Source organism: Vibrio sp. B1-2 (genome assembly GCF_963888445.1).
Classification (GTDB): domain Bacteria; phylum Pseudomonadota; class Gammaproteobacteria; order Enterobacterales; family Vibrionaceae; genus Vibrio; species Vibrio anguillarum.
Window position 1 is genome coordinate 88574 of the sequence record NZ_CAWPJH010000041.1, and the last position, 20558, is coordinate 109131.

Below are 20558 nucleotides of genomic sequence, written 5' to 3' on the forward strand. Positions count from 1 at the left end.
ATTCAACTACTCCTGTTATTCCGCGCCGCCAACAAAGTCAAGATCTTGACCTTCTTTCAAAGTCACATACGCTTTTTTAACGTCGCTGCGGCGACCTTGGCGTAGACCTTGACGTTTGGTCTTACCCTTAGTGATAAGAGTATTTACAGACTTAACTTCAACTTCAAATAGCTTTTCTACAGCTGCTTTGATCTCTTTCTTAGTTGCATCTTTTGCTACTTTGAAAACGATAGTGTTCGCTTTCTCAGCAGTCATAGTTGCTTTTTCAGAGATGTGCGGTGCACGTAGAACTTTTAGTAGACGCTCTTCACTGATCATGCCAGCATCTCCTCAACTTGCTTAACTGCTTCTGCAGTCATTAGAACCTTGTCAAACGCAATTAGGCTAACTGGGTCAAGACCCGCTACGTCACGTGCGTCAACTTTATATAGGTTGCGAGCAGCTAAGAATAGATTCTCGTCTACTTCGCCAGTAACGATGAGTACATCGTTAAGCTCAAGTTCTTTAAGCTTAGCTAATAGCTCTTTAGTTTTTGGTGCTTCTACTGAGAAGTTATCAACAACGATTAAACGCTCTTGACGAACTAGTTCAGAAAGAATGCTCTTCATAGCACCACGGTACATTTTTTTGTTTACTTTTTGGCTGTGATCTTGTGGTTTCGCAGCAAAAGTAACACCACCTGTACGCCAGATTGGGCTACGAATTGTACCAGCACGTGCACGGCCAGTACCTTTTTGACGCCATGGCTTAGCGCCACCGCCAGAAACTTCTGAACGTGTCTTTTGAGCACGAGTACCTTGACGAGCACCTGCTGCATACGCAACAACTACTTGATGTACAAGGGCTTCGTTGAACTCACGTCCGAAAGTAGTTTCGGAAACAGTTAGTGCGTTAGCACCTTTAACCATCAATTCCATTACTTACTCCTAGACGTTATGCTTTAATAGCTGGTTTGACGATCACGTTAGCGCCAGTTGCACCTGGTACTGCACCTTTAATAAGAAGCAGATTGCGCTCAGCGTCAACACGTACGATCTCTAGGTTTTGAGTCGTTACACGCTCAGCACCCATGTGACCTGCCATTTTTTTGCCTTTGAACACGCGACCTGGAGTTTGACATTGGCCAATTGAACCCGGTGCACGGTGAGACAAAGAGTTACCGTGAGTCATATCTTGGGTACGGAAATTCCAGCGCTTAACAGCACCTTGGAAACCTTTACCTTTAGATGTACCAGTAACGTCTACTTTTTTAACTTCGTTGAAAAGTTCTACATTTAGCTCAGTGCCAACTTCAAACTCTTCGCCGTTTTCTAAACGGAATTCCCAAAGACCGCGACCAGCTTCTACACCTGCTTTCGCAAAGTGACCAGCTTCTGGTTTAGTTACACGGTTGGCTTTCTTAGTACCAGTAGTTACCTGGATTGCTGCATAGCCGTCAGTCTCAAGAGTTTTCACTTGAGAAATACGGTTTGCTTCAACCTCAACAACAGTTACTGGGATAGAAACGCCTTCTTCAGTAAATACGCGGGTCATACCCACTTTACGTCCGACTAGACCAATCATTCTTCTAATCTCCCTTAACCTAGGCTGATTTGTACGTCAACGCCAGCAGCTAGATCTAGGCGCATCAGTGCATCAACAGTTTTATCTGTTGGCTCAACGATGTCGATTAGACGTTTGTGAGTACGAATTTCGTACTGATCACGAGCATCTTTGTTGACGTGTGGAGAGATAAGAACAGTGAAACGCTCTTTACGAGTAGGAAGTGGAATAGGACCACGAACCTGTGCGCCGGTACGCTTAGCTGTTTCAACGATTTCCGCTGTAGAAGCATCGATTAGTTTGTAATCGAACGCTTTTAGGCGGATACGGATACGTTGGTTCTGCATGAGACAGAGCTCCAATAATTAAAAATTACACAAACAATATCGCCACTCAAACTCGTTAAAACGAGAGAATGCCGATTGATTTATGTGAAACCGTAGTGCCAAAATTAGGCACATTGTCAGTTAATTTTCGATTAACTTTAATCTATTACTAAACGCAACAGAGCTAATTGTATTAACTGCGAACATAAGCTGAGTATACGTTACTAAACTAACAGCTAGGTCAGTTTACTCCTCACTGCTCATTGGTTCACAACTGGATTTAACCAGTGCGGTGCATTATACAGATCACCATTACACATGCAAGCGCTGTGTAGAAATTAAACTTATAAACTATCTATTTCTTCTTTCACTGAGGAAGTAATAGAAGGGATAGAAGGATGAGGTGAGCACTCACTACCCTATCCTTTTATCCCTGATGCACAATTATACAGCTTGGCGCTGTCTCACTGCTTCAAACAGACATATCCCAGCCGCTACTGATACGTTCAGGCTAGAAACGGTGCCCGCCATCGGTATTTTAATCAGATCATCGCAGGTTTCGCGCGTTAAGCGGCGCATACCATCCCCTTCAGCGCCCATAACAATCGCAAGGGGCCCTGTCAGTTTGGCTTGGTAAATGTCATGCGTCGCCTCACCGGCAGTGCCAACAAACCATACGCCTTGTTCTTGAAGGGCGCGCATGGTACGTGCAAGATTCGTCACTCGTACTAAAGGCACAGTTTCAGCAGCGCCACAAGCGACTTTGCTGACCGTTGCTGTCATTGGTGCTGACTTATCTTTTGGTACGATCACTGCAGCGACCCCAGCAGCATCGGCGTTACGTAAGCATGCGCCGAGATTATGCGGATCGGTAACACCATCCAAAACAAGTAATAGCGGTTGTTCATGCTGTGCGATGATTGCTTCTAAATCATGCTCATTAAGCTGTTTTGCTGGTTTTACACGAGCAATGATGCCCTGATGATTCGCCCCTTGAGCCTTGTCATCCAATGTTTTACGTCCCATCTGTTGAATAGAGACACCGCAATGTTGCAGTTCATTTAACAGTGGAAGCAGGCGATCATCTTGTCGCCCTTTTAGTACAAACGCTTCTATCAATCGCGCTGGATCTTTTTCAAGTACAGCGCTGACCGCGTGAATACCATAAATACATTCGTTACTCATGATTTACCCATTGATCGTTATTTACTAGCACGCGCTTTATTTGCTTTGGCCGCGGGTTTCTTTTTGCGTGCTTTTGTTGTTTTGCTTTTTTTTCGTTCAGGTTTTGAGCCTTCACTACTTTTTTCATCTGGGCGTTTAGTCGCTTCAACTAAAGGAGTTGCCTTTCCTTTACTTGATGTCACCTTCTTGCCACGTGCTTTCTCTCGTGCATCCGTTGCACGTTTCTTCGCTGTCTTGCCTTCTCCGCGCAGCTTACGGCTAGTGCCCACGATTTCAAAGTCAATTTGACGATCATCCAAGTTGACGGATAACACTTTGACTTTAACGGCGTCACCTAAGCGATAGATGTTGCCAAAACTTTCGCCGATCAATCGTTGTCCCACGGGATCAAATTGATAGTAGTCATTCGCTAGCGTTGAAATATGGACCAATCCATCAATGTGCAACTCAGTTAAACGAACGAAGAAACCGAAACCTGTCACGTTGGCTATGACTCCATCAAGCTCTTCGCCTACATGATCTTGCATGTATTCACACTTGAGCCAATCAGATACTTCACGCGTCGCATCATCAGCACGGCGTTCTGTCATTGAACATTGCTGACCATAGAAGTCCATGTCATCAAAAGAGTAGTGATAACCACCTGTGGTTGTCCAACGGTCGGTGTGATTGCCCGATTCTTTGGCAATCAAATATTTAATTGCGCGGTGCAATAGGAGATCAGGGTAGCGACGAATAGGTGAAGTAAAGTGCGCATAGCGTTTGAGCGCTAAACCAAAGTGACCACAGTTATCCGCGTTATACACAGCCTGCTTCATGGAACGCAGTAACATGGTTTGGATCAACTCTTTGTCTTGGCGCTCACCAATCTGTTTCATTAAGTTAGCGTAATCGGTTGGCGAAGGCTCTAGCCCACCCGCTAAGTTCAAGCCAAGCTCGCCTAAGAAATCCCTAAAGCCGGTCAAACGCTCTTCTCCCGGTGATTCATGGATACGGTACAGAGCGGGCTCTTTCGCTTTTTCCACCAGCGATGCTGAAGCAATATTAGCGAGGATCATGCACTCTTCGATTATTTTATGCGCATCATTACGGACAACAGGTTCAATGCTGTCGATTTTACGCTCAGCATTAAAAATAAACTTAGTTTCAATCGTTTCAAATTCGATACCGCCACGCTCATCACGCGCTGCTTTTAGCACCTTATACATCGAATAGAGTTCTTCAAGATGAGGAACCACGGTTTGATAACGTTCACGTAGCTCTTCATCCCCTTCAAGAATGGCATGTACTTTGTTGTAAGTTAAACGGGCATGAGAGTTCATTACGGCTTCGTAATGTTTGTAACCCGAAATTTTGCCCGTTGCAGAGACTGTCATTTCGCACACCATGCATAGACGGTCGACTTGTGGATTAAGTGAACAAAGACCGTTCGACAGTACTTCCGGTAGCATAGGGACGACTTGCGATGGGAAGTAAACTGAGTTACCACGGTTGATCGCTTCTTTATCAAGAGCCGTATCGGGGCGCACATAATAACTTACGTCAGCAATCGCAACCCAGAGACGCCAGCCACCACCTTTTTTGGCTTCGCAATAAACCGCGTCATCAAAGTCACGCGCGTCTTCACCATCAATAGTCACTAAAGGTAATTGACGCAGATCCACGCGCCCTTGCTTCGCCTCTTCTGGAACTTCTTCTCTCAGGTTTTCGACTTGCTTTAATACTTCTTGCGGCCACTCATGAGGGATCTGGTGAGTGCGAATCGCTATTTGTGTCTCCATACCGGGAGCCATATTTTCCCCAAGTACTTCAACAACCCTGCCTGTCATTCCTCTTGCTCTGGCACCGCGATCGGTAATTTCAATCACCACCACGTTCCCCATGCGAGCTCCGCCTTTGTGCTCATTAGGGATCAAGATGTCTTGAGTGATGCGTGAATCATCGGGCACGACATAAGAGTAGCCATTTTCGAGGAAGAAACGCCCAACAAGTTGGGTTTTACGTTCTTCCAACACTCGGACCAAACGCCCTTCTTTACGGCCTCTTTTATCCGTGCCTGTCGGTTGTACCAGCACGTAGTCGCCATGAATAATGGTACGCATTTGGTGATGAGGTAGCAAAACATCGTTATCTTTGCCAACGCTGCCATCAGGACGAACCCACCCATGACCATCTTTATGTCCGATTACGTGACCTTTGATCATTTCCAGTTTTTCTGGCAATGCATAGCATTGGCGACGAGTAAATACCAATTGGCCATCTCGCTCCATCGCACGCAAACGACGGCGTAGCCCTTCGTATTGCTCTTCACCAGATAAACCCAATGCCTCAAAAAGATCATTACGATTCATCGGTACATTGGCTTCGGTTAGAAATTCGAGGATGAATTCTCGGCTTGGAATTGGATTTTCGTAATTGCTAGATTCTCGATCCGCAAAAGGATCGTTATTGATAATTTCAGACATAGGCAGACCTGCTAAAGCAAGGAGAGATAGCCAGAGTATAACTGACTCACGGCAGAAGCTACAGCAGCGTATTGATTATTATAGGCTAATGCGTTAGACGAAAAGCGCAGAAATGACTTCGCCCAACCGTGTGGGCGAAATAAGAAAAGCAATAATGAAGGCTACCAAAACGTATCTCTGCGCTTGGCTCGCGCAACCACATTTTGTGGCATTCGCTGCTCTAACCCCTGCCGGAGCATAGAGATCCGAGAATGTATTCTTTGATCGATAGTCACCGAATTATAGAGCCAGCGATAAGCATCTTCGTAATCGAGCGGGCTACCATAATCACGCAGCAACAGCTCAGCTAGATGGATACGAGCATTAATATTGCCCATCGCAGCGGCTTCACGCAGATAGGGAATAGCTCGCTCTTTATCCTGCTGTACTAAAGTACCACGCGAATAATAACGCCCAAGCTGCTCTAACGCAGCGGGTAAACCTTGATGAGCTGCATTTTCCATATAGTACAAGCCAAGTTCGACATCTTGATCTACACAGACCCCCCACGCTAGCATATCTCCATACAAAAACTCGTAGGAAGGCAGGCTGATGCGAGTAGCACGCGCAACAATATCTTCTACCAATTGGCAGTTGTCGGCCTTGACTTGCTCTAAATGTTTATTTTGCTCAATTAACTTGATTAGTTCAGCTTCGGTGTAAATAGGGACTGGCTCACCCACTTCCGCCACGTTGGCATGACTCAAGGATGAGGTCAGCGCTAAAAACAATGAAGCTGCTACCGTTCGTAGCTTCATACCTGCACTCTTTATGTCTATCGATAGCCTTAAAATTATAGCCTCAGTTTCATCTAGGGCTGGGCTTGATAACTTTATCGACCAGTGCGGCAAACTCTTTAGACAAAATTTGCCGTTATTCGGCCATTTATTGCCACACCAAGGACAAAATATCATCAATACAGGTATAAAAAAACCGGCTCTGAAAGCCGGTTTTAAAAACGTTTATCAATCAACCATTAAACTGAAAATGGGTGAACCTTGATAATGGTTTCGTTACGATCTGGACCTGTAGAAACGATGTCAACAGGTACACCAGTCAACTCTTCAATACGTTTGATGTAATCAAGCGCCGCTTGTGGCAGAGCATCAATTGATTTAGCACCGAAAGTATTTTCAGACCAACCAGGCATAGTTTCGTAAATAGGTGTTACCGCTTCAAAAGCGTCAGCTGCCATTGGTGATACTTGAGCAATTGAGCCATCTGGCATTTGGTAACCCGTACAGATTTTTAGCTCTTCTAGACCATCAAGTACGTCAAGTTTAGTCAAGCAGAAGCCTGTGACTGAGTTAATTTGAATGGCGCGACGCATCGCTACCGCATCAAACCAACCACAACGGCGCTTACGGCCTGTTGTAGCACCAAACTCATGGCCTTTCGTGCCTAGGTGATTACCGATTTCATCATCCAATTCGGTTGGGAATGGACCTGCACCAACGCGAGTACAGTAAGCTTTCGCGATACCTAGAATATAACCTAGATGACGAGGGCCGAAACCAGAACCTGCAGCAACACCACCAGCAGTCGTGTTAGAAGACGTTACGTATGGGTATGTACCGTGGTCAATATCAAGCATAGTACCTTGCGCACCTTCGAACATGATTTTGTCGCCACGCTTACGCGCTGCATCAAGTTCATCGGTCACGTCGATCACCATCGAAGTCAGCAAATCAGCATAGCCTTGTGCTTGCTCAAGTACGGATTCGTAGCTTACTGGTTCAGCTTTGTAGAAATGCTCAAGTTGGAAGTTATGGAACTCCATCACTTCTTTTAGCTTTTCTGCAAATGAAGCCATATCGAACAAGTCACCAACGCGTAAACCACGACGAGCCACTTTGTCTTCATAAGCAGGACCGATACCACGACCTGTCGTACCAATTGCTTTTTTACCACGAGCCGTTTCACGAGCTTGGTCAAGCGCAATGTGGTAAGGAAGAATAAGTGGGCAAGCTTCAGAAATGAAAAGACGTTCGCGGACTGGAATACCACGCTCTTCTAGAGGCTTCATTTCATTGATTAGTGCGTCAGGTGAAAGCACAACACCGTTGCCGATGATGCATTTCACTTTATTGCGAAGAATGCCGGATGGAATTAAATGAAGAACGGTTTTTTCACCGTCAATGACCAAAGTGTGGCCTGCATTATGGCCGCCTTGGTAGCGAACCACGTATTTTGCATCTTCAGTTAAAAGGTCTACGATTTTACCTTTGCCTTCGTCACCCCATTGGGTGCCTAGAACGACTACGTTATTTCCCATCTTTCCAAGTCTGATTGCTAGTTAAAAAAGGATTCTAGCACCGAATCCTTTTCCTTGCAGTCCTTTTTTAAACACGAAAATGTCATAAAAATATAACTTAATAAATGATTCAGTTATTAGGCGCGTAAGTTACTCATCCGAATATATTTTTACGATCAGCTCTCCTTGACGATCAACACATGCACGGTACATACCGGAACTGTTCATTGCAAAATGAATGTCGCCTTGCGCATCAATGGCGATCAATCCACCCTCACCACCGAGCGTTTTAAGTTCACCCTGAATAATGGTTTCACATGCGGTATGAACATCTTCTTTTAAATAACGCATGCGAGCGGCAACGTCACTGGCAACCATTTTACGAATGAAATATTCCCCCATGCCCGTTGTCGATACCGCTACATTACCATTTTCAGCCACCGTACCTGCCCCTATGATGGGAGAATCGCCGACGCGACCAAATTTTTTATTTGTGATGCCACCGGTACTAGTAGCAGACGCAAGGTTGCCTTGTTTATCCAATGCAACTGCGCCAACAGTGCCAAATTTCTTGTCATCTGGGAATTTTGCTTCCGACAAAGCAAATTGATTGTTGCTTTTCATCGCTAGCAACTGTTCATAACGACGCTCAGTAAAAAAGTAATCTTGTTCTGTATATTGATGCCCTTGAGTAAAAGCAAACGCTTCTGCGCCCTCACCAATCAACAACACATGATCACTGTGCTTCATTACATCACGCGCGAGCTGCACCGGATTTTTAATGTGCCGAACCCCAGCGACCGCGCCTGCGTCCATCATTTTGCCATGCATGACAGAGGCGTCCATCTCCACCATCTCTTGATGCGTTAACACCGAACCTTTTCCTGCGTTAAACAACGGAGAGTCCTCAAGTATTTTCACAGCCTCAACCACCGCATCCAGTGCATCACCACCTTGTGCCAGTACTTGATGCCCCGCTCGGACAGCACTTTCTAGCGTGTTCAAAATATCGCGCTTTAATGATTCGCTCATTTGTTGACGAATGATGGTTCCAGCGCCGCCATGAATTGCTATAGCAAAAGGTTGTGACATGAGAATTCCTTAACTTAATAAATTGAGAGGCAATACACTTCTGTTCTACACATTAACTATACCCAAATAACTTGAAGTTGCAGGTAGGCGGCAAGTGAGTACTGTAATAATTAACAAGCAACAAAAAAGCGCTAATCGCATGACGATTAACGCTTTCCATTTCATTGTATCAGTCGGTTATTACTGCCTACTTTGGCACTACCAACCAAAAAATGATTAATGTGAACCGCAGCTGCCGCCACCGCAACAACCTTCTTTTTTCTCACCATGGTCATGGCCTTCACCACCACAGCAACCACCTTCATGATCATGATCGTGGTCATGGTCGTGGCCATGTCCACAGCCACCAGCTTGGTGAATGTGACCATGTTGGATCTCTTCTTCAGTTGCAGCGCGAATCGCAACGACTTCTACATCAAACGTTAATGTTTGGCCAGCCAACATGTGGTTACCATCAACTACCACTTCGTCACCATCCACTTCCGTGATTTCAACTGGAATTTGGCCTTGGTCAGTATCCGCTAGAAAACGCATACCCACTTCAATTTCATCAACGCCTTGGAAAACTTCAGCAGGTACACGCTGTACAAGCTCATCGTTGTATTCACCGTACGCTTCTTCAGGAGCGATAGTTGCTGTGAACTTATCGCCCACAACTTTTCCTTCCAACTCATTTTCAAGGCCAGTAATTAGATTGTTGTGACCGTGAAGGTAATCTAGTGGTGCATCAACTGTTGATTGGTCTACGACTGCACCATCTTCCAATACTAATTGGTAGGCTAGGCTTACAACCACGTTCTTTTCAATTTTCATAACAACTCCAAGGAGGTTTGTTCCTAGGTTGTCATCTTCAAACCTAAGAAATCGATCGGTATGAGGCGTATTATGAAGATCTATTCCAGAAACTCAATTATTCTGGTTTAAAAATCCCGATCATCTCTTGCCGAGCATGTTCACTTTTTTCTACAGATTTGGGCTTTCGCTGCTCATGGTAGTCGCACTCGACACACTCAACGAGCTCTATGTTGTTTTCAACCCACCAGCGCAGAGTATCTTGTGACTGACAACTTGGGCACTTTGCACCGGCAATAAAGCGTTTTTTCTGTTTCACGTTACATCCTACAACTGAATATTGATTGGCGTTATTTTTCCCAATAATGACGAGATTGGCGATCATTATCCATTTCACGCCCAAATATTTCTTCCAGCTCTTTACGTGCCTCTTTGGCGCGCAGTGCGAGTTGTTTGTCTTGGTTATGTTGCGGTAGCAGCTCTTTGAGCATCGCATTATCGAGTTTTCTAAAATGTGCTTCGGCGCGCTTGGCTTGGTAAGGGTGCATGCCCAATTCGACCAGTACTTGTCGGCCGAGGTCCAAAGCGCCTAAGAAAGTTTCCCGCGAGTATTTATCGACCCCATGGCTGAGTAACTGATACGCCTCTACCCGGCTACGAGCGCGAGCTAAGATCTTTAACTGCGGGAAATGGTGCTGACAAAGCTCGACAATTTTCATCACTTCATCGGGCGCATCAGTACAGATGACAATCGCCTCAGCTTCTTCTGCACCCGCGGCGCGCAACAGTTCAAGTTGAGTTGCATCACCATAAAAAACGTTATAACCGTACTCTCTCAATAATTTAATTTGACTGGCATCGCTTTCTAATACGGTAATTTTAATCTTATTGGCGTACATCAAACGCCCTACAATTTGCCCAAAACGGCCAAAACCCGCAATGATGATTTGCGGCTGTTTATTGACGACATCGGAATGCATCTCATCGTCACTGCTGAGGTTCAATTTTCGCGCAAACCATTTGTCCTGAATCGTCAGTAATAAAGGTGTGGTGACCATCGACAGACTGACCACAACGAGCAAAAAGGCCACTTGATCCTGTGATAGCACACCCTGTGCGCTTGCCGCTGTGAAAATCACGAACGCGAACTCGCCGCCTTGGCTGAGGATCGCCGCCATTTTGCTGCGTGCTTTAGAACGCGTACCCGATAAACGTGCGAGGAGATAAAGGATTCCTCCTTTCAGCACCACTAGACCTAATACAGCCGCCAACACTTGCAGCGGCGCTTGCGCCAATAAGCCCAAATTAACCGCCATTCCAACGGCAATAAAAAATAGCCCGAGCAATAACCCTTTAAACGGTTCAATCGCGATCTCAAGTTCATGGCGAAATTCACTTTCTGCCAGCAACACGCCAGCAAGGAAAGTACCGAGTGCCATTGACAAGCCAAGCTGCTGCATTAACAGTGCAATCCCAATCACCAACAATAAGGCGGCAACGGTAAAAAGTTCACGCACACCACTGGTTACAATATAACGAAACAGCGGGCTCAATAGAAAATGCCCCCCGACCAGCAAAGCGGTAATGCCACCCAACATCCAAGTCACATCTAACCAGCTTCCACCGGCGTTGCCTGCCAGTAAAGGCAAAAAGGCCAACATCGGGATGACAGCGATATCTTGAAAAAGCAGTACCGCAAAACCAGACTGGCCAGCTTCACTGCGCGTTAGCCCTTGCTCTTCAATTACGCGTAATGCGATTGCTGTCGAAGAGAGCGCAAGGCCCATACCAATCACTAAACTACTCTGCCAGTTAACGCCTAATAGATAAGCAATACTGGCAATGACTAAGGTACTTACCACTACCTGCGCGCCACCCAAACCAAGGATCGGCCCACGCATCTGCCACAATTTTTTGGGGTTTAATTCCAGCCCAATCAGAAACAACAGCAGCACCACGCCAAATTCAGCAAAGTGCAATATGGCTTGCACATCACTGATTAAACCGAGCCCCCAAGGGCCTATGGCTACACCAGCTAACAAATAGCCGAGCACCGAACCCAGCCCTGCACGCTGAGCAATCGGTACGGCCACCACAGCCGCGGTTAAAAACACCACGCTGCTTTGTAAAAAATCACCGCTTAACGCCATCAAGCTCTCCTTGTGTGGCCAGTGGATGTTGTAACCAGTGCCGATAATGCTCAGCGTGTTGATAGCGCTCCATATCACTCACATTACGTGACCAGTAGAGGACTAACGGTTCCATCCAATTCATACAACACAGAGCCGCGGTTAATTCAAATGGTTGGAGAATTTGATCCAGTGGGTATTTGTTGTAGCCCCGCTCATCAAACGCTTCTTTTTTTCCGCCCGTGGTGATGACGCTACGCCAGTATTTACCATGCAACGCCGTCTGTCCGCCGAAGGCAAACCCTTTGGCAAGCACGCGATCAAACCACTCTTTGAGTAGCGCTGGGCAGGAATACATATAAAGAGGGTGTTGAAACACAATCACATCATGCTCAAGTAGTTTTTGCTGCTCTGCGTGCACATCGATAAAAAAATCGGGATAGGTTGCATACAAGTCATGCACTGTGACGTGGGAAAGTGACGCAATATTGAGCAGCATGGTTTGATTGGCGATGGAGTTTAATGGCTCAGGATGCGCATAAATCACCAATATTTTAGGTGTAATTTGGTCAGGCATGACGGTGGTGGACATTTTTGTCTGCGCTCCCAATAGTTATCAATATGTTATTAAGCATAATAACGCAATTTGCATAATGATCGACATTTATCCTTATTGCCCCTACTATTCCACGCGATAACGTCTCGATATGAAAAATAGATTTTTATGATTACCTTCTCTGATATTCAATTACTGCGCGGCGGTAAACCGCTCCTTGAAAAGGCCTCTGCAACTATCCAGCCGGGCGATAAAGTTGGCCTAGTAGGCAAAAATGGCTGTGGCAAATCAACGCTCTTTGCCCTACTCAAAGATGAGCTGTCTATTGACGCTGGCTCCTTCAGTAAACCAGCTCATTGGGAACTGGCTTGGGTTGCCCAAGAAACTCCGGCTCTTGATCGCAATGCGATTGAATATGTCATCGATGGCGATCGTGAATATCGTGAATTAGAACGACGCCTCAGCGTTGCTGAAGAGGCTGACCAAGGAACCTTGGTTGCAGAGCTGCATGGAAAAATTGAAACCATCGGCGGATACAGTATTCGCGCCCGCGCTTCTGAACTGCTTGATGGTTTGGGGTTTAGCCAAGAACAGATGGGATGGAGTTTAACGCAATTTTCGGGTGGTTGGCGGATGCGCTTAAACTTAGCGCAAGCGCTGTTGTGCCGCTCGGATTTACTGCTGCTTGATGAACCAACCAACCACTTGGATTTGGACGCCGTCATGTGGCTTGAACGTTGGTTACAAAACTATCCCGGCACCTTGATCTTGATTTCCCATGACCGCGATTTTCTTGATCCGATCGTCGGACGCATCATCCATATCGAAAATCAAACCATGAATGAATACACCGGAAACTACTCATCGTTTGAAAATCAACGGGCGCAAAAACTGATCTTGCAGCAAGCCATATACCAGAAGCAGCAAAAGCAGATGGTGCACATGCAAAGCTACATCGACCGTTTCCGCTACAAGGCCTCCAAAGCTCGCCAAGCACAAAGTCGTATCAAAGCGTTGGAACGAATGGAGAAAGTGCTGCCAGCTCAATTTGATAACCCATTTAATTTCGAATTTCGAGAGCCTTCAGCACTGCCTAACCCAATCATGATGATGGACGAAGTCTACGCCGGGTATGGTGAACGTTTAATTTTAGAAAAAATTCGCCTCAACCTTGTACCGGGAAGCCGTATTGGATTACTCGGACGTAACGGTGCGGGTAAATCAACATTAATTAAATTGCTCTCCGGTGAGTTAAAACCGCAAGGCGGCGATCTCACTTATTCGCAGGGTGTAAAGATTGGTTACTTTGCCCAGCATCAGTTAGAAACACTGCATCCAGAAGAGACCCCACTGCAGCACATGATGCAAATCGCCCCGGATAAAAACGAACTTGAGCTACGTAATTATCTGGGTAGTTTTGGTTTCCAAGGCGACAAAGCGCTAGAGAAAATCGCTCCGTTTTCCGGGGGTGAAAAGGCTCGCTTAGTGCTTGCGCTAATTGTGTGGCAAAAACCGAACTTGCTGCTGCTTGATGAACCCACCAACCACTTAGACTTGGATATGCGTCAAGCCCTAACGTTTGCCCTGCAAACCTTTGAAGGCGCGATGGTCATCGTCAGCCATGATCGCTATCTACTGCGCGCAACCACCGATGACTTGTACTTGGTGCACGATCGTCAAGTCGCGCCTTTCGATGGGGATTTGACCGACTACTACAAGTGGCTGACAGAACAGCAAAAAGCGGAACGTAGAGAAGTTCAATCTCAGCAACCTGCCAAAGACAGCAGCAACAGTGCCGCAGCCAAAAAAGATCAAAAGCGCCGAGAAGCGGAATTTCGCATCCAAACCGCACCAATTCGCAAAAAACTGACACAACTCGAAGCGAAAATGGACACATTGAACGCGGCACTGGCGCAAACTGAAGCGCAATTGTCTGATACTTCGCTGTATGAAGCCGAAAACAAAGCTAAACTTACCGAAGTGATTGCGCTTCAAGCTCGCAGTAAATCGGCACTTGAAGCGATCGAAATGGAATGGATGTCGGAACAAGAGACACTCGAACAACTAGAGCAGGAATTCAGTCGCTAAGATGAGCCAAGAGCACGTACGATTATCACTGACTTTAGAACGCTTATGGCAATTCAGTTTGCAATACTACAGCGTGCGAGAAGTGAAAGAGGCGTGCTTAAGTTTACAAAATAACTTCCACGGCAACGTCAACTTATTGCTGCTACTCAAATGGCTTGATGAGCAACAAGTGACGGTTGCCGATGCTGACTGGCAAAATGTCACTCAATGTATCGGTCGTTCAGAAGCGCTGCTGCACAGTTACCGAGAGTTAAGACGACGTTTGAAAAGCATGGTGCCAGATACGCTGTACCGCGAGGCGCTGCAATTTGAGCTGCAGCTTGAAAAGCAGCAGCAAGCTGACCTTGTGGAATGTATCAACGCATTGGCATTGCAGAATAACCATGATGAACAATTAACGCTGCGTTACTGTCGCCAGCTTGGCTGTGAGCATTTGCATCTCGCTTTTAAAACCCCGGCGCCTCATTCTCAAAAACCGTAACTACATCAATTGCTCGCTCGGTGTATACTGGTCGCAATTCATAAAAATAATACGCTATGGTTATGACTCCATTTATCGCTGCTACTGGACTAACAAATCCACACCTTCAGACTCTGCTTCCTCGTTTGTTGCGCAAACGCGCACGTTTTGAGCCGCTGTGGCAAACGCTGTTTACACCTGATGGTGATTTTTTAGACCTTGCTTGGAGTGATGATTGGCGCTCAGAGCGAGTACAAAATAAACCCCTATTTATCTTGTTTCATGGCTTAGAAGGCAGTTTTCATAGCCCGTATGCCAATGGCTTAATGTACGCCTTCGCACAGCAGGGGTGGTTATCAGTCATGATGCATTTTCGCGGCTGTAGCGGCAAACCGAACCATCTGGCACGTGCTTACCATTCTGGTGAAGTTGAAGATGCACGCTTTGTGCTCGAATACATACGCAAGCAATGCCCGAATAGACCTATCGTGGCGGTGGGTATTTCTCTTGGCGGCAATATGTTGGTTAATTACTTAGCGCAATATAATCACGACCCGATCGTTAGCGCGGCAACCGTTGTCTCCGCTCCGCTCGATCTGTCAGCGTGTTCCACACGCATTGAACAGGGATTTTCAAAGGTTTATCGCGCTTACTTACTGACATCATTGAAAAAAAATGCACTAAAGAAACAGCATCTTTTACATAATGAGTTAGGTATTTCTAACCATCAAATTAAACACATCAAAAAACTTTACGAATTTGACGATCTCATCACCGCGCCTTTGCATGGTTTTCAAGATGCGCAGGATTACTACCAGCAGTGCTCAGGCCTTTCAAAGCTGACACAAATTCGCGTGCCGCTACAAATCATTCAAGCGCAAGATGATCCCTTTATGACGGATGCCGTGATCCCCAAATTTTCCTTACCAGAGAACATCCATTACCGCTTATTTACCCAAGGTGGCCATGTCGGTTTTCTCAGCGGTAGCGCGCTTAAGCCTAAATTTTGGCTCGAAGAAGCACTTCCAACCTATTACGAAAACCTGCGTCACGGCAACCCTATTGACCATCAATGCAACGCATGATTAATCACATATCGCTTTAAATCGATACCCTTTTCTCCATGACAGTTTAAGAGGTCGTCATGCTTATTCCTTGGCAGCACATTGCGCCTGAAACACTGGATAATTTGATTGAAACGTTTGTATTACGCGAAGGTACTGATTACGGAGAGCAGGAAGTACCATTGCAGCAAAAAATCGAGCAAATAAAGAAACAGCTCGCAACAGGGGAGGCGATCATCGTCTATTCTGAGTTGCATGAAAGTGTGGATATTCAATTGCGTAAATAATTTCAGCTCAAAACAATCTACTCTTTTCGTGCTATATTGCAGCCATCGATAACAAGTACGTTACATACAGACAGGGTTTGTCATGTCAGCAAAACATCCAATTATCGCTGTCACCGGCTCGTCCGGTGCCGGTACAACTACGACCTCAGAAGCCTTTCGCAAAATGTTCAATATGATGAACATTAAACCAGCATGGGTTGAAGGGGATAGCTTCCATCGCTTTACACGGCCAGAAATGGATGTGGAAATTCGTAAAGCGCGCGAACAAGGGAAGCACATCAGTTACTTTGGTCCACAAGCCAATGATTTTCCTGCATTGGAAGAATTTTTCCGCCAATATGGGAAATTAGGCACAGGCCAAGTTCGTCGTTATCTACACTCTTTTGACGAAGCTGTGCCCTACAATCAAATGCCCGGCACCTTTACACCTTGGCAAGATTTACCAGAAAACTCGGATGTGATGTTTTACGAAGGTCTGCATGGCGGTGTAGTCGATGGCGATGTAAACGTCGCGCAGCATGTCGATTTTTTGATAGGCATGGTGCCAATCGTTAACCTTGAGTGGATACAAAAGTACGTGCGTGATACTCGTGATCGAGGCCATTCACGTGAAGCGGTGATGGATTCCATCGTCCGTTCGATGGATGATTACCTCAATTACATCACCCCCCAATTCTCACGAACTCACATCAACTTCCAACGGGTACCGACGGTTGATACTTCAAACCCACTTAACGCCAAGGGCATCCCTAGTTTAGATGAAAGCTTCGTCGTGATCCGCCTGCGCGGTATAAAGAATGTTGATTTCCCCTATCTACTCGCCATGATTGATGGCTCTTTTATGTCGCGCCACAACACCATTGTGGTGCCGGGTGGCAAGATGAGTTTTGCGATGGAATTGATCGTCAGACCGATCCTGCAGCAATTGATTGAAACAGGTAAAATTGGCTAAGTGATCGGACAAGTTGACGGTTACTTTTCATACCGTGATCATGTGCACAGTTTTGCGTAAAAAATCATGCCACTGACACGATTAAAATCAAGAAATCGTTTCTGAAAAAGGATACTATCCTTAACCGAAACACAAGTTAGCTTGCAGCATTTGGAAAGTGCTCTTATCCTAGTAAGCTTATTTTAGGCTTAGCTACAATATGGAAAGCGGCAAGCGTACCCTGCAGAGGAAGTGAGATATTATGGTTCTAGGTAAACCTCAAACCGATCCAACACTAGAGTGGTTTCTTTCACACTGTCATATTCATAAATACCCATCGAAAAGCACGTTGATTCATGCGGGCGAAAAAGCAGAGACGCTGTACTACATCGTCAAAGGCTCGGTAGCGGTATTGATTAAAGACGAAGAAGGTAAAGAGATGATCCTCTCTTACCTAAACCAAGGTGACTTTATCGGTGAACTTGGTCTATTCGAAGAAGACCAAGAGCGTACTGCTTGGGTTCGTGCAAAATCTCCTTGTGAAGTTGCGGAAATTTCATTTAAGAAATTCCGTCAGCTTATCCAAGTGAACCCAGACATCTTAATGCGTCTGTCTGCACAAATTTCTCGACGTCTACAAGTCACCAGTCAAAAAGTGGGTGATTTAGCCTTCCTAGACGTGACGGGTCGTATTGCACAAACGCTACTCAACCTAGCGAAACAACCTGATGCAATGACGCACCCAGATGGCATGCAAATCAAAATCACCCGTCAAGAGATCGGCCAAATTGTAGGCTGTTCTCGTGAAACTGTGGGACGTATTTTGAAGATGCTCGAAGAGCAGAATTTAATTTCTGCCCACGGTAAAACTATCGTGGTGTACGGAACTCGTTAATCTCAATCAAAATGATTGAAATTGAATGCATAAAGCCACCTTGGGGAACTCAGGTGGCTTTTTCTTTGGTGATATTTCGATACGAAAGTAAAAAAGATGAGAGGCTATTGCATGTCAGTGCTTTCAAATATCTTATCTGCAGAGGCCGCCACAAAACCGCTATAGAGTTCACCGTTGACCATTGGATAGCGTTTGGCAAATTCATAGAATCCACCGGGAATCACCTCCACCCCTTCCGTAAATTGCACCGGTACTTTATCGGCCATGGTCGACGACTGCTCAAGCAGCACATCAGGTGTACCTTTCACTTCTCCACCATTTTCATTGATGGTAAAACCCGCTTGGCGTAAGTGATCATTGACCGCTTTCACTTCATTAAACGCCTGCAGTTGATTAACACTAACAGTGAAATGGTTTGCGCCATAGCCATGCGCCGCCAACCAAGCGGCGTATTCACTTTCGTTGGCAAGCTGCAAATAATCGCTGTAGCTTAGTTGCCATAGACGACCGCCATATAAAAAGTCACTGCTGTTTAATTTATTGCTATCGACTTGATGTACCAGCTTCTCCACAATGGCTTGGAGTGCAGGTGAGCACTCTTCCACTTTCAGCTCGCTTATGAATACTTTAGGCTGAGTCGGATCAGGGTGTTCATAGTGCTTCGCTACCAGCTTCTTACTTTCAAACACATAATCACCACAGGCAACGTAGCCTAAGGCAAGAAAAGGCTTAGCCAGCGTTTCAATACCTAATGGCGCAACATTGAAGGTTCGCAACGCAATATGGTCATTAATCAACGCTTCCTCTTCTTGAAGCAAGTAATGGACTTTGTCGGCAGAAGGGCAAAGGCGCTGAATGTAGTCATTCCACAATGATTGAAATAAAACGGTTGGCGTCATAACGCCTCCTTGTCTGTGCTCGGTTTAAACCATGCTAGTAGGCATGGGGTTTTAGATAAAGTTTACTGCTATAGCTCAACCCCAGGGCTGAGCGTGGCAGGCAGTTCTGTCGAACGGCCTTCCATTGATGCCATTGGGTATGCGCAGTAATCGGCCGCGTAATAGGCGCTTGGTCTTAAATTTCCCGACGCTCCCGGCCCACCAAACGGTGCATCACCACTGGCTCCGGTTAATTGTCGATTACGATTTACAATGCCAGCGCGGATATGATCGACAAAGTAGTCCCATTCGGCATCATTGGTCGACACTAAGCCTGCCGATAAACCAAAGCGAGTTTCATTAGCCAGTTGTACCGCTTGCTCTAAGCTTTGGTAACGTACGACTTGTAACAATGGTCCGAAATACTCTTCATCAGGCAATTGGCTAACTGCGGTGACATCAATAATGCCCGGAGTGACAAACGCCGCCTGCAAAGCTGTCGCGGCCAGCAAGCTGACGCCACCCAAGGCGCGTAAATTGTCCTGAGCAGCAAGAATGAACTGCGCCGCCGCTTGTGATATTTGTGGCCCCATAAAAGGTGCTGGCTCAGCAAAGGGGTGATCAATACGCAATTTTTGAGTGGCACTGACCAGTTTTTCAAGCAATCGATCGCCTTCATTTCCCTCTGGAACATAAAGACGCCGCGCACAGGTACACCGCTGGCCTGCACTTAAAAATGCGGATTGAATAATGGTATACACTGCCGCATCAAGCTCGCCATACTGCTTAGAGATAACCATTGGGTTGTTGCCGCCCATTTCTAAAGCCAGCATTTTCCCCGGCTGCCCAGCAAACTGGCGATGGAGTAAATGACCTGTATTGGCGCTGCCAGTAAAGAGAAGGCCATCAATGCCTTTGGCCTGAGCAAGCGCAATACCCGTTTCCTTCGCGCCCTGCACTAGGTTAAGTACACCCGCAGGTAGGCCTGCTTCTTGCCACAACTTCATCACAAACTCACCAGTCCACGGAGTCTGCTCTGAAGGTTTAAACACAACCGTATTACCCGCTAAAAGTGCAGGCACAATATGACCATTCGGCAGGTGGGCAGGGAAATTATACGGACCAAAAACCGCAAGAACGCCCAATGGACGATGACGTAATACCAGTTGATTACCCGCTGCTTCGCGTGTGTTTTCACCAGTGCGATCATGATAAGCTCGAATGGATATAGCGATTTTACCCGCCACCGCCGCCGCTTCAGTACGCGTTTCCCAAAGTGGCTTTCCTGTCTCTTTGGCGATGATCTGCGCAAGCTCTTCACTGCGCTGTTTCACTTTTTCAGCGAAGGCTAAGACATATTGCTCACGCTCAACAAAAGGACGTTTTTTCCACTCTATAAATGCGACTCTTGCCGCCGTTACCGCAGCTTCTACTTGCGCGGGTGTGGCGCTATCGCCCTGCCAAATCGTCTCATTGTTATAGGGACTAAGCGAAAGCATTGCCTCGCCTTGTCCAGCTAACCATTCACCTGCAATCCACTGAGTCATCTGTTAATCCTTACCTTCCAATATACCT

Annotated in this window: 21 protein-coding genes; 6 read left to right on the plus strand and 15 right to left on the minus strand. The window is 46.2% G+C overall.

The annotated features are described in order from the left end of the window. Positions 1 to 15: 15 nt before the first annotated feature. From rplW to kefG, 13 genes are all read right to left on the minus strand, one after another. Positions 16 to 318 carry a 50S ribosomal protein L23 gene (gene rplW / locus AACQ75_RS13685; RefSeq protein WP_010318760.1) on the minus strand — a complete coding sequence of 101 codons (303 nt, stop codon included), beginning with the start codon at positions 316 to 318 and terminating at the stop codon, positions 16 to 18. Beyond that, on the minus strand, positions 315 to 917 hold the full coding sequence (gene rplD, locus AACQ75_RS13690) for a 50S ribosomal protein L4 (protein WP_010318759.1): 603 nt from the start codon (positions 915 to 917) through the stop codon (positions 315 to 317). Before rplD ends, rplW begins: the two co-directional genes overlap by 4 nt. Before the next feature lie 16 nt (positions 918 to 933). Continuing rightward, the gene (rplC, locus tag AACQ75_RS13695) at positions 934 to 1563 is read right to left on the minus strand and encodes a 50S ribosomal protein L3 (RefSeq protein ID WP_013855921.1); all 630 of its coding nucleotides are present in this window, start codon (positions 1561 to 1563) and stop codon (positions 934 to 936) included. A 14-nt stretch (positions 1564 to 1577) separates the two neighbouring features. Next, positions 1578 to 1889, minus strand: coding sequence for a 30S ribosomal protein S10 (rpsJ, locus tag AACQ75_RS13700; RefSeq protein ID WP_001181007.1), 312 nt, complete (start codon positions 1887 to 1889; stop codon positions 1578 to 1580). Between the two features lie 423 nt (positions 1890 to 2312). Next, complete coding sequence (gene rlmB, locus AACQ75_RS13705; protein WP_017042851.1) at positions 2313 to 3053, minus strand: 23S rRNA (guanosine(2251)-2'-O)-methyltransferase RlmB; 741 nt, start codon at positions 3051 to 3053, stop codon at positions 2313 to 2315. Between the two features lie 17 nt (positions 3054 to 3070). Beyond that, complete coding sequence (rnr, locus tag AACQ75_RS13710) at positions 3071 to 5518, minus strand: ribonuclease R (RefSeq protein ID WP_170888837.1); 2448 nt, start codon at positions 5516 to 5518, stop codon at positions 3071 to 3073. Positions 5519 to 5679: 161 nt separating this feature from the next. Beyond that, positions 5680 to 6315 carry a flagellar protein MotX gene (gene motX, locus AACQ75_RS13715; RefSeq protein WP_013855917.1) on the minus strand — a complete coding sequence of 212 codons (636 nt, stop codon included), beginning with the start codon at positions 6313 to 6315 and terminating at the stop codon, positions 5680 to 5682. A gap of 218 nt (positions 6316 to 6533) precedes the next feature. After that, positions 6534 to 7832, minus strand: coding sequence for an adenylosuccinate synthase (locus AACQ75_RS13720; protein ID WP_013855915.1), 1299 nt, complete (start codon positions 7830 to 7832; stop codon positions 6534 to 6536). Between the two features lie 129 nt (positions 7833 to 7961). Then, positions 7962 to 8903, minus strand: a complete 942-nt coding sequence (locus AACQ75_RS13725; protein ID WP_017046741.1) for an isoaspartyl peptidase/L-asparaginase family protein — start codon at positions 8901 to 8903, stop codon at positions 7962 to 7964. 216 nt (positions 8904 to 9119) lie between these two features. After that, positions 9120 to 9716: a peptidylprolyl isomerase gene (slyD, locus tag AACQ75_RS13730; RefSeq protein ID WP_013855912.1), complete on the minus strand. Its 597-nt coding sequence runs from the start codon at positions 9714 to 9716 to the stop codon at positions 9120 to 9122. A gap of 97 nt (positions 9717 to 9813) precedes the next feature. Further along, on the minus strand, positions 9814 to 10014 hold the full coding sequence (locus AACQ75_RS13735) for a YheV family putative zinc ribbon protein (RefSeq protein ID WP_010318749.1): 201 nt from the start codon (positions 10012 to 10014) through the stop codon (positions 9814 to 9816). 31 nt (positions 10015 to 10045) lie between these two features. Continuing rightward, positions 10046 to 11845, minus strand: a complete 1800-nt coding sequence (gene kefB / locus AACQ75_RS13740; RefSeq protein ID WP_088732893.1) for a glutathione-regulated potassium-efflux system protein KefB — start codon at positions 11843 to 11845, stop codon at positions 10046 to 10048. Next, the gene (gene kefG / locus AACQ75_RS13745) at positions 11829 to 12416 is read right to left on the minus strand and encodes a glutathione-regulated potassium-efflux system ancillary protein KefG (protein WP_026029181.1); all 588 of its coding nucleotides are present in this window, start codon (positions 12414 to 12416) and stop codon (positions 11829 to 11831) included. The genes kefB and kefG overlap by 17 nt, the downstream gene beginning before the upstream one ends. A 132-nt stretch (positions 12417 to 12548) precedes the next feature. Here kefG and AACQ75_RS13750 point away from each other — a divergent pair, with 132 nt between their 5' ends. From AACQ75_RS13750 to crp, 6 genes are all read left to right on the plus strand, one after another. Then, positions 12549 to 14468, plus strand: a complete 1920-nt coding sequence (locus tag AACQ75_RS13750; protein WP_170888838.1) for an ABC transporter ATP-binding protein — start codon at positions 12549 to 12551, stop codon at positions 14466 to 14468. Between the two features lies 1 nt (position 14469). Continuing rightward, positions 14470 to 14949 carry a TIGR02444 family protein gene (locus AACQ75_RS13755; protein ID WP_013855908.1) on the plus strand — a complete coding sequence of 160 codons (480 nt, stop codon included), beginning with the start codon at positions 14470 to 14472 and terminating at the stop codon, positions 14947 to 14949. Between the two features lie 56 nt (positions 14950 to 15005). Then, the gene (locus AACQ75_RS13760; RefSeq protein ID WP_170888839.1) at positions 15006 to 16013 is read left to right on the plus strand and encodes a hydrolase; all 1008 of its coding nucleotides are present in this window, start codon (positions 15006 to 15008) and stop codon (positions 16011 to 16013) included. A gap of 59 nt (positions 16014 to 16072) precedes the next feature. Then, on the plus strand, positions 16073 to 16279 hold the full coding sequence (locus AACQ75_RS13765; RefSeq protein WP_010318743.1) for a YheU family protein: 207 nt from the start codon (positions 16073 to 16075) through the stop codon (positions 16277 to 16279). Between the two features lie 82 nt (positions 16280 to 16361). Further along, on the plus strand, positions 16362 to 17231 hold the full coding sequence (locus tag AACQ75_RS13770; protein ID WP_010318742.1) for a phosphoribulokinase: 870 nt from the start codon (positions 16362 to 16364) through the stop codon (positions 17229 to 17231). A gap of 241 nt (positions 17232 to 17472) precedes the next feature. Beyond that, positions 17473 to 18105 (plus strand): cAMP-activated global transcriptional regulator CRP, encoded by a 633-nt coding sequence (gene crp / locus AACQ75_RS13775; RefSeq protein ID WP_010318741.1) that lies wholly within the window; start codon positions 17473 to 17475, stop codon positions 18103 to 18105. A gap of 104 nt (positions 18106 to 18209) precedes the next feature. Here the strand turns inward: crp and AACQ75_RS13780 are convergent, their stop codons facing one another. Next, positions 18210 to 19004 carry a DUF1338 domain-containing protein gene (locus AACQ75_RS13780; protein ID WP_170888840.1) on the minus strand — a complete coding sequence of 265 codons (795 nt, stop codon included), beginning with the start codon at positions 19002 to 19004 and terminating at the stop codon, positions 18210 to 18212. 68 nt (positions 19005 to 19072) lie between these two features. Then, complete coding sequence (gene astD, locus AACQ75_RS13785; protein ID WP_017049202.1) at positions 19073 to 20530, minus strand: succinylglutamate-semialdehyde dehydrogenase; 1458 nt, start codon at positions 20528 to 20530, stop codon at positions 19073 to 19075. Between the last annotated feature and the right edge of the window lie 28 nt (positions 20531 to 20558).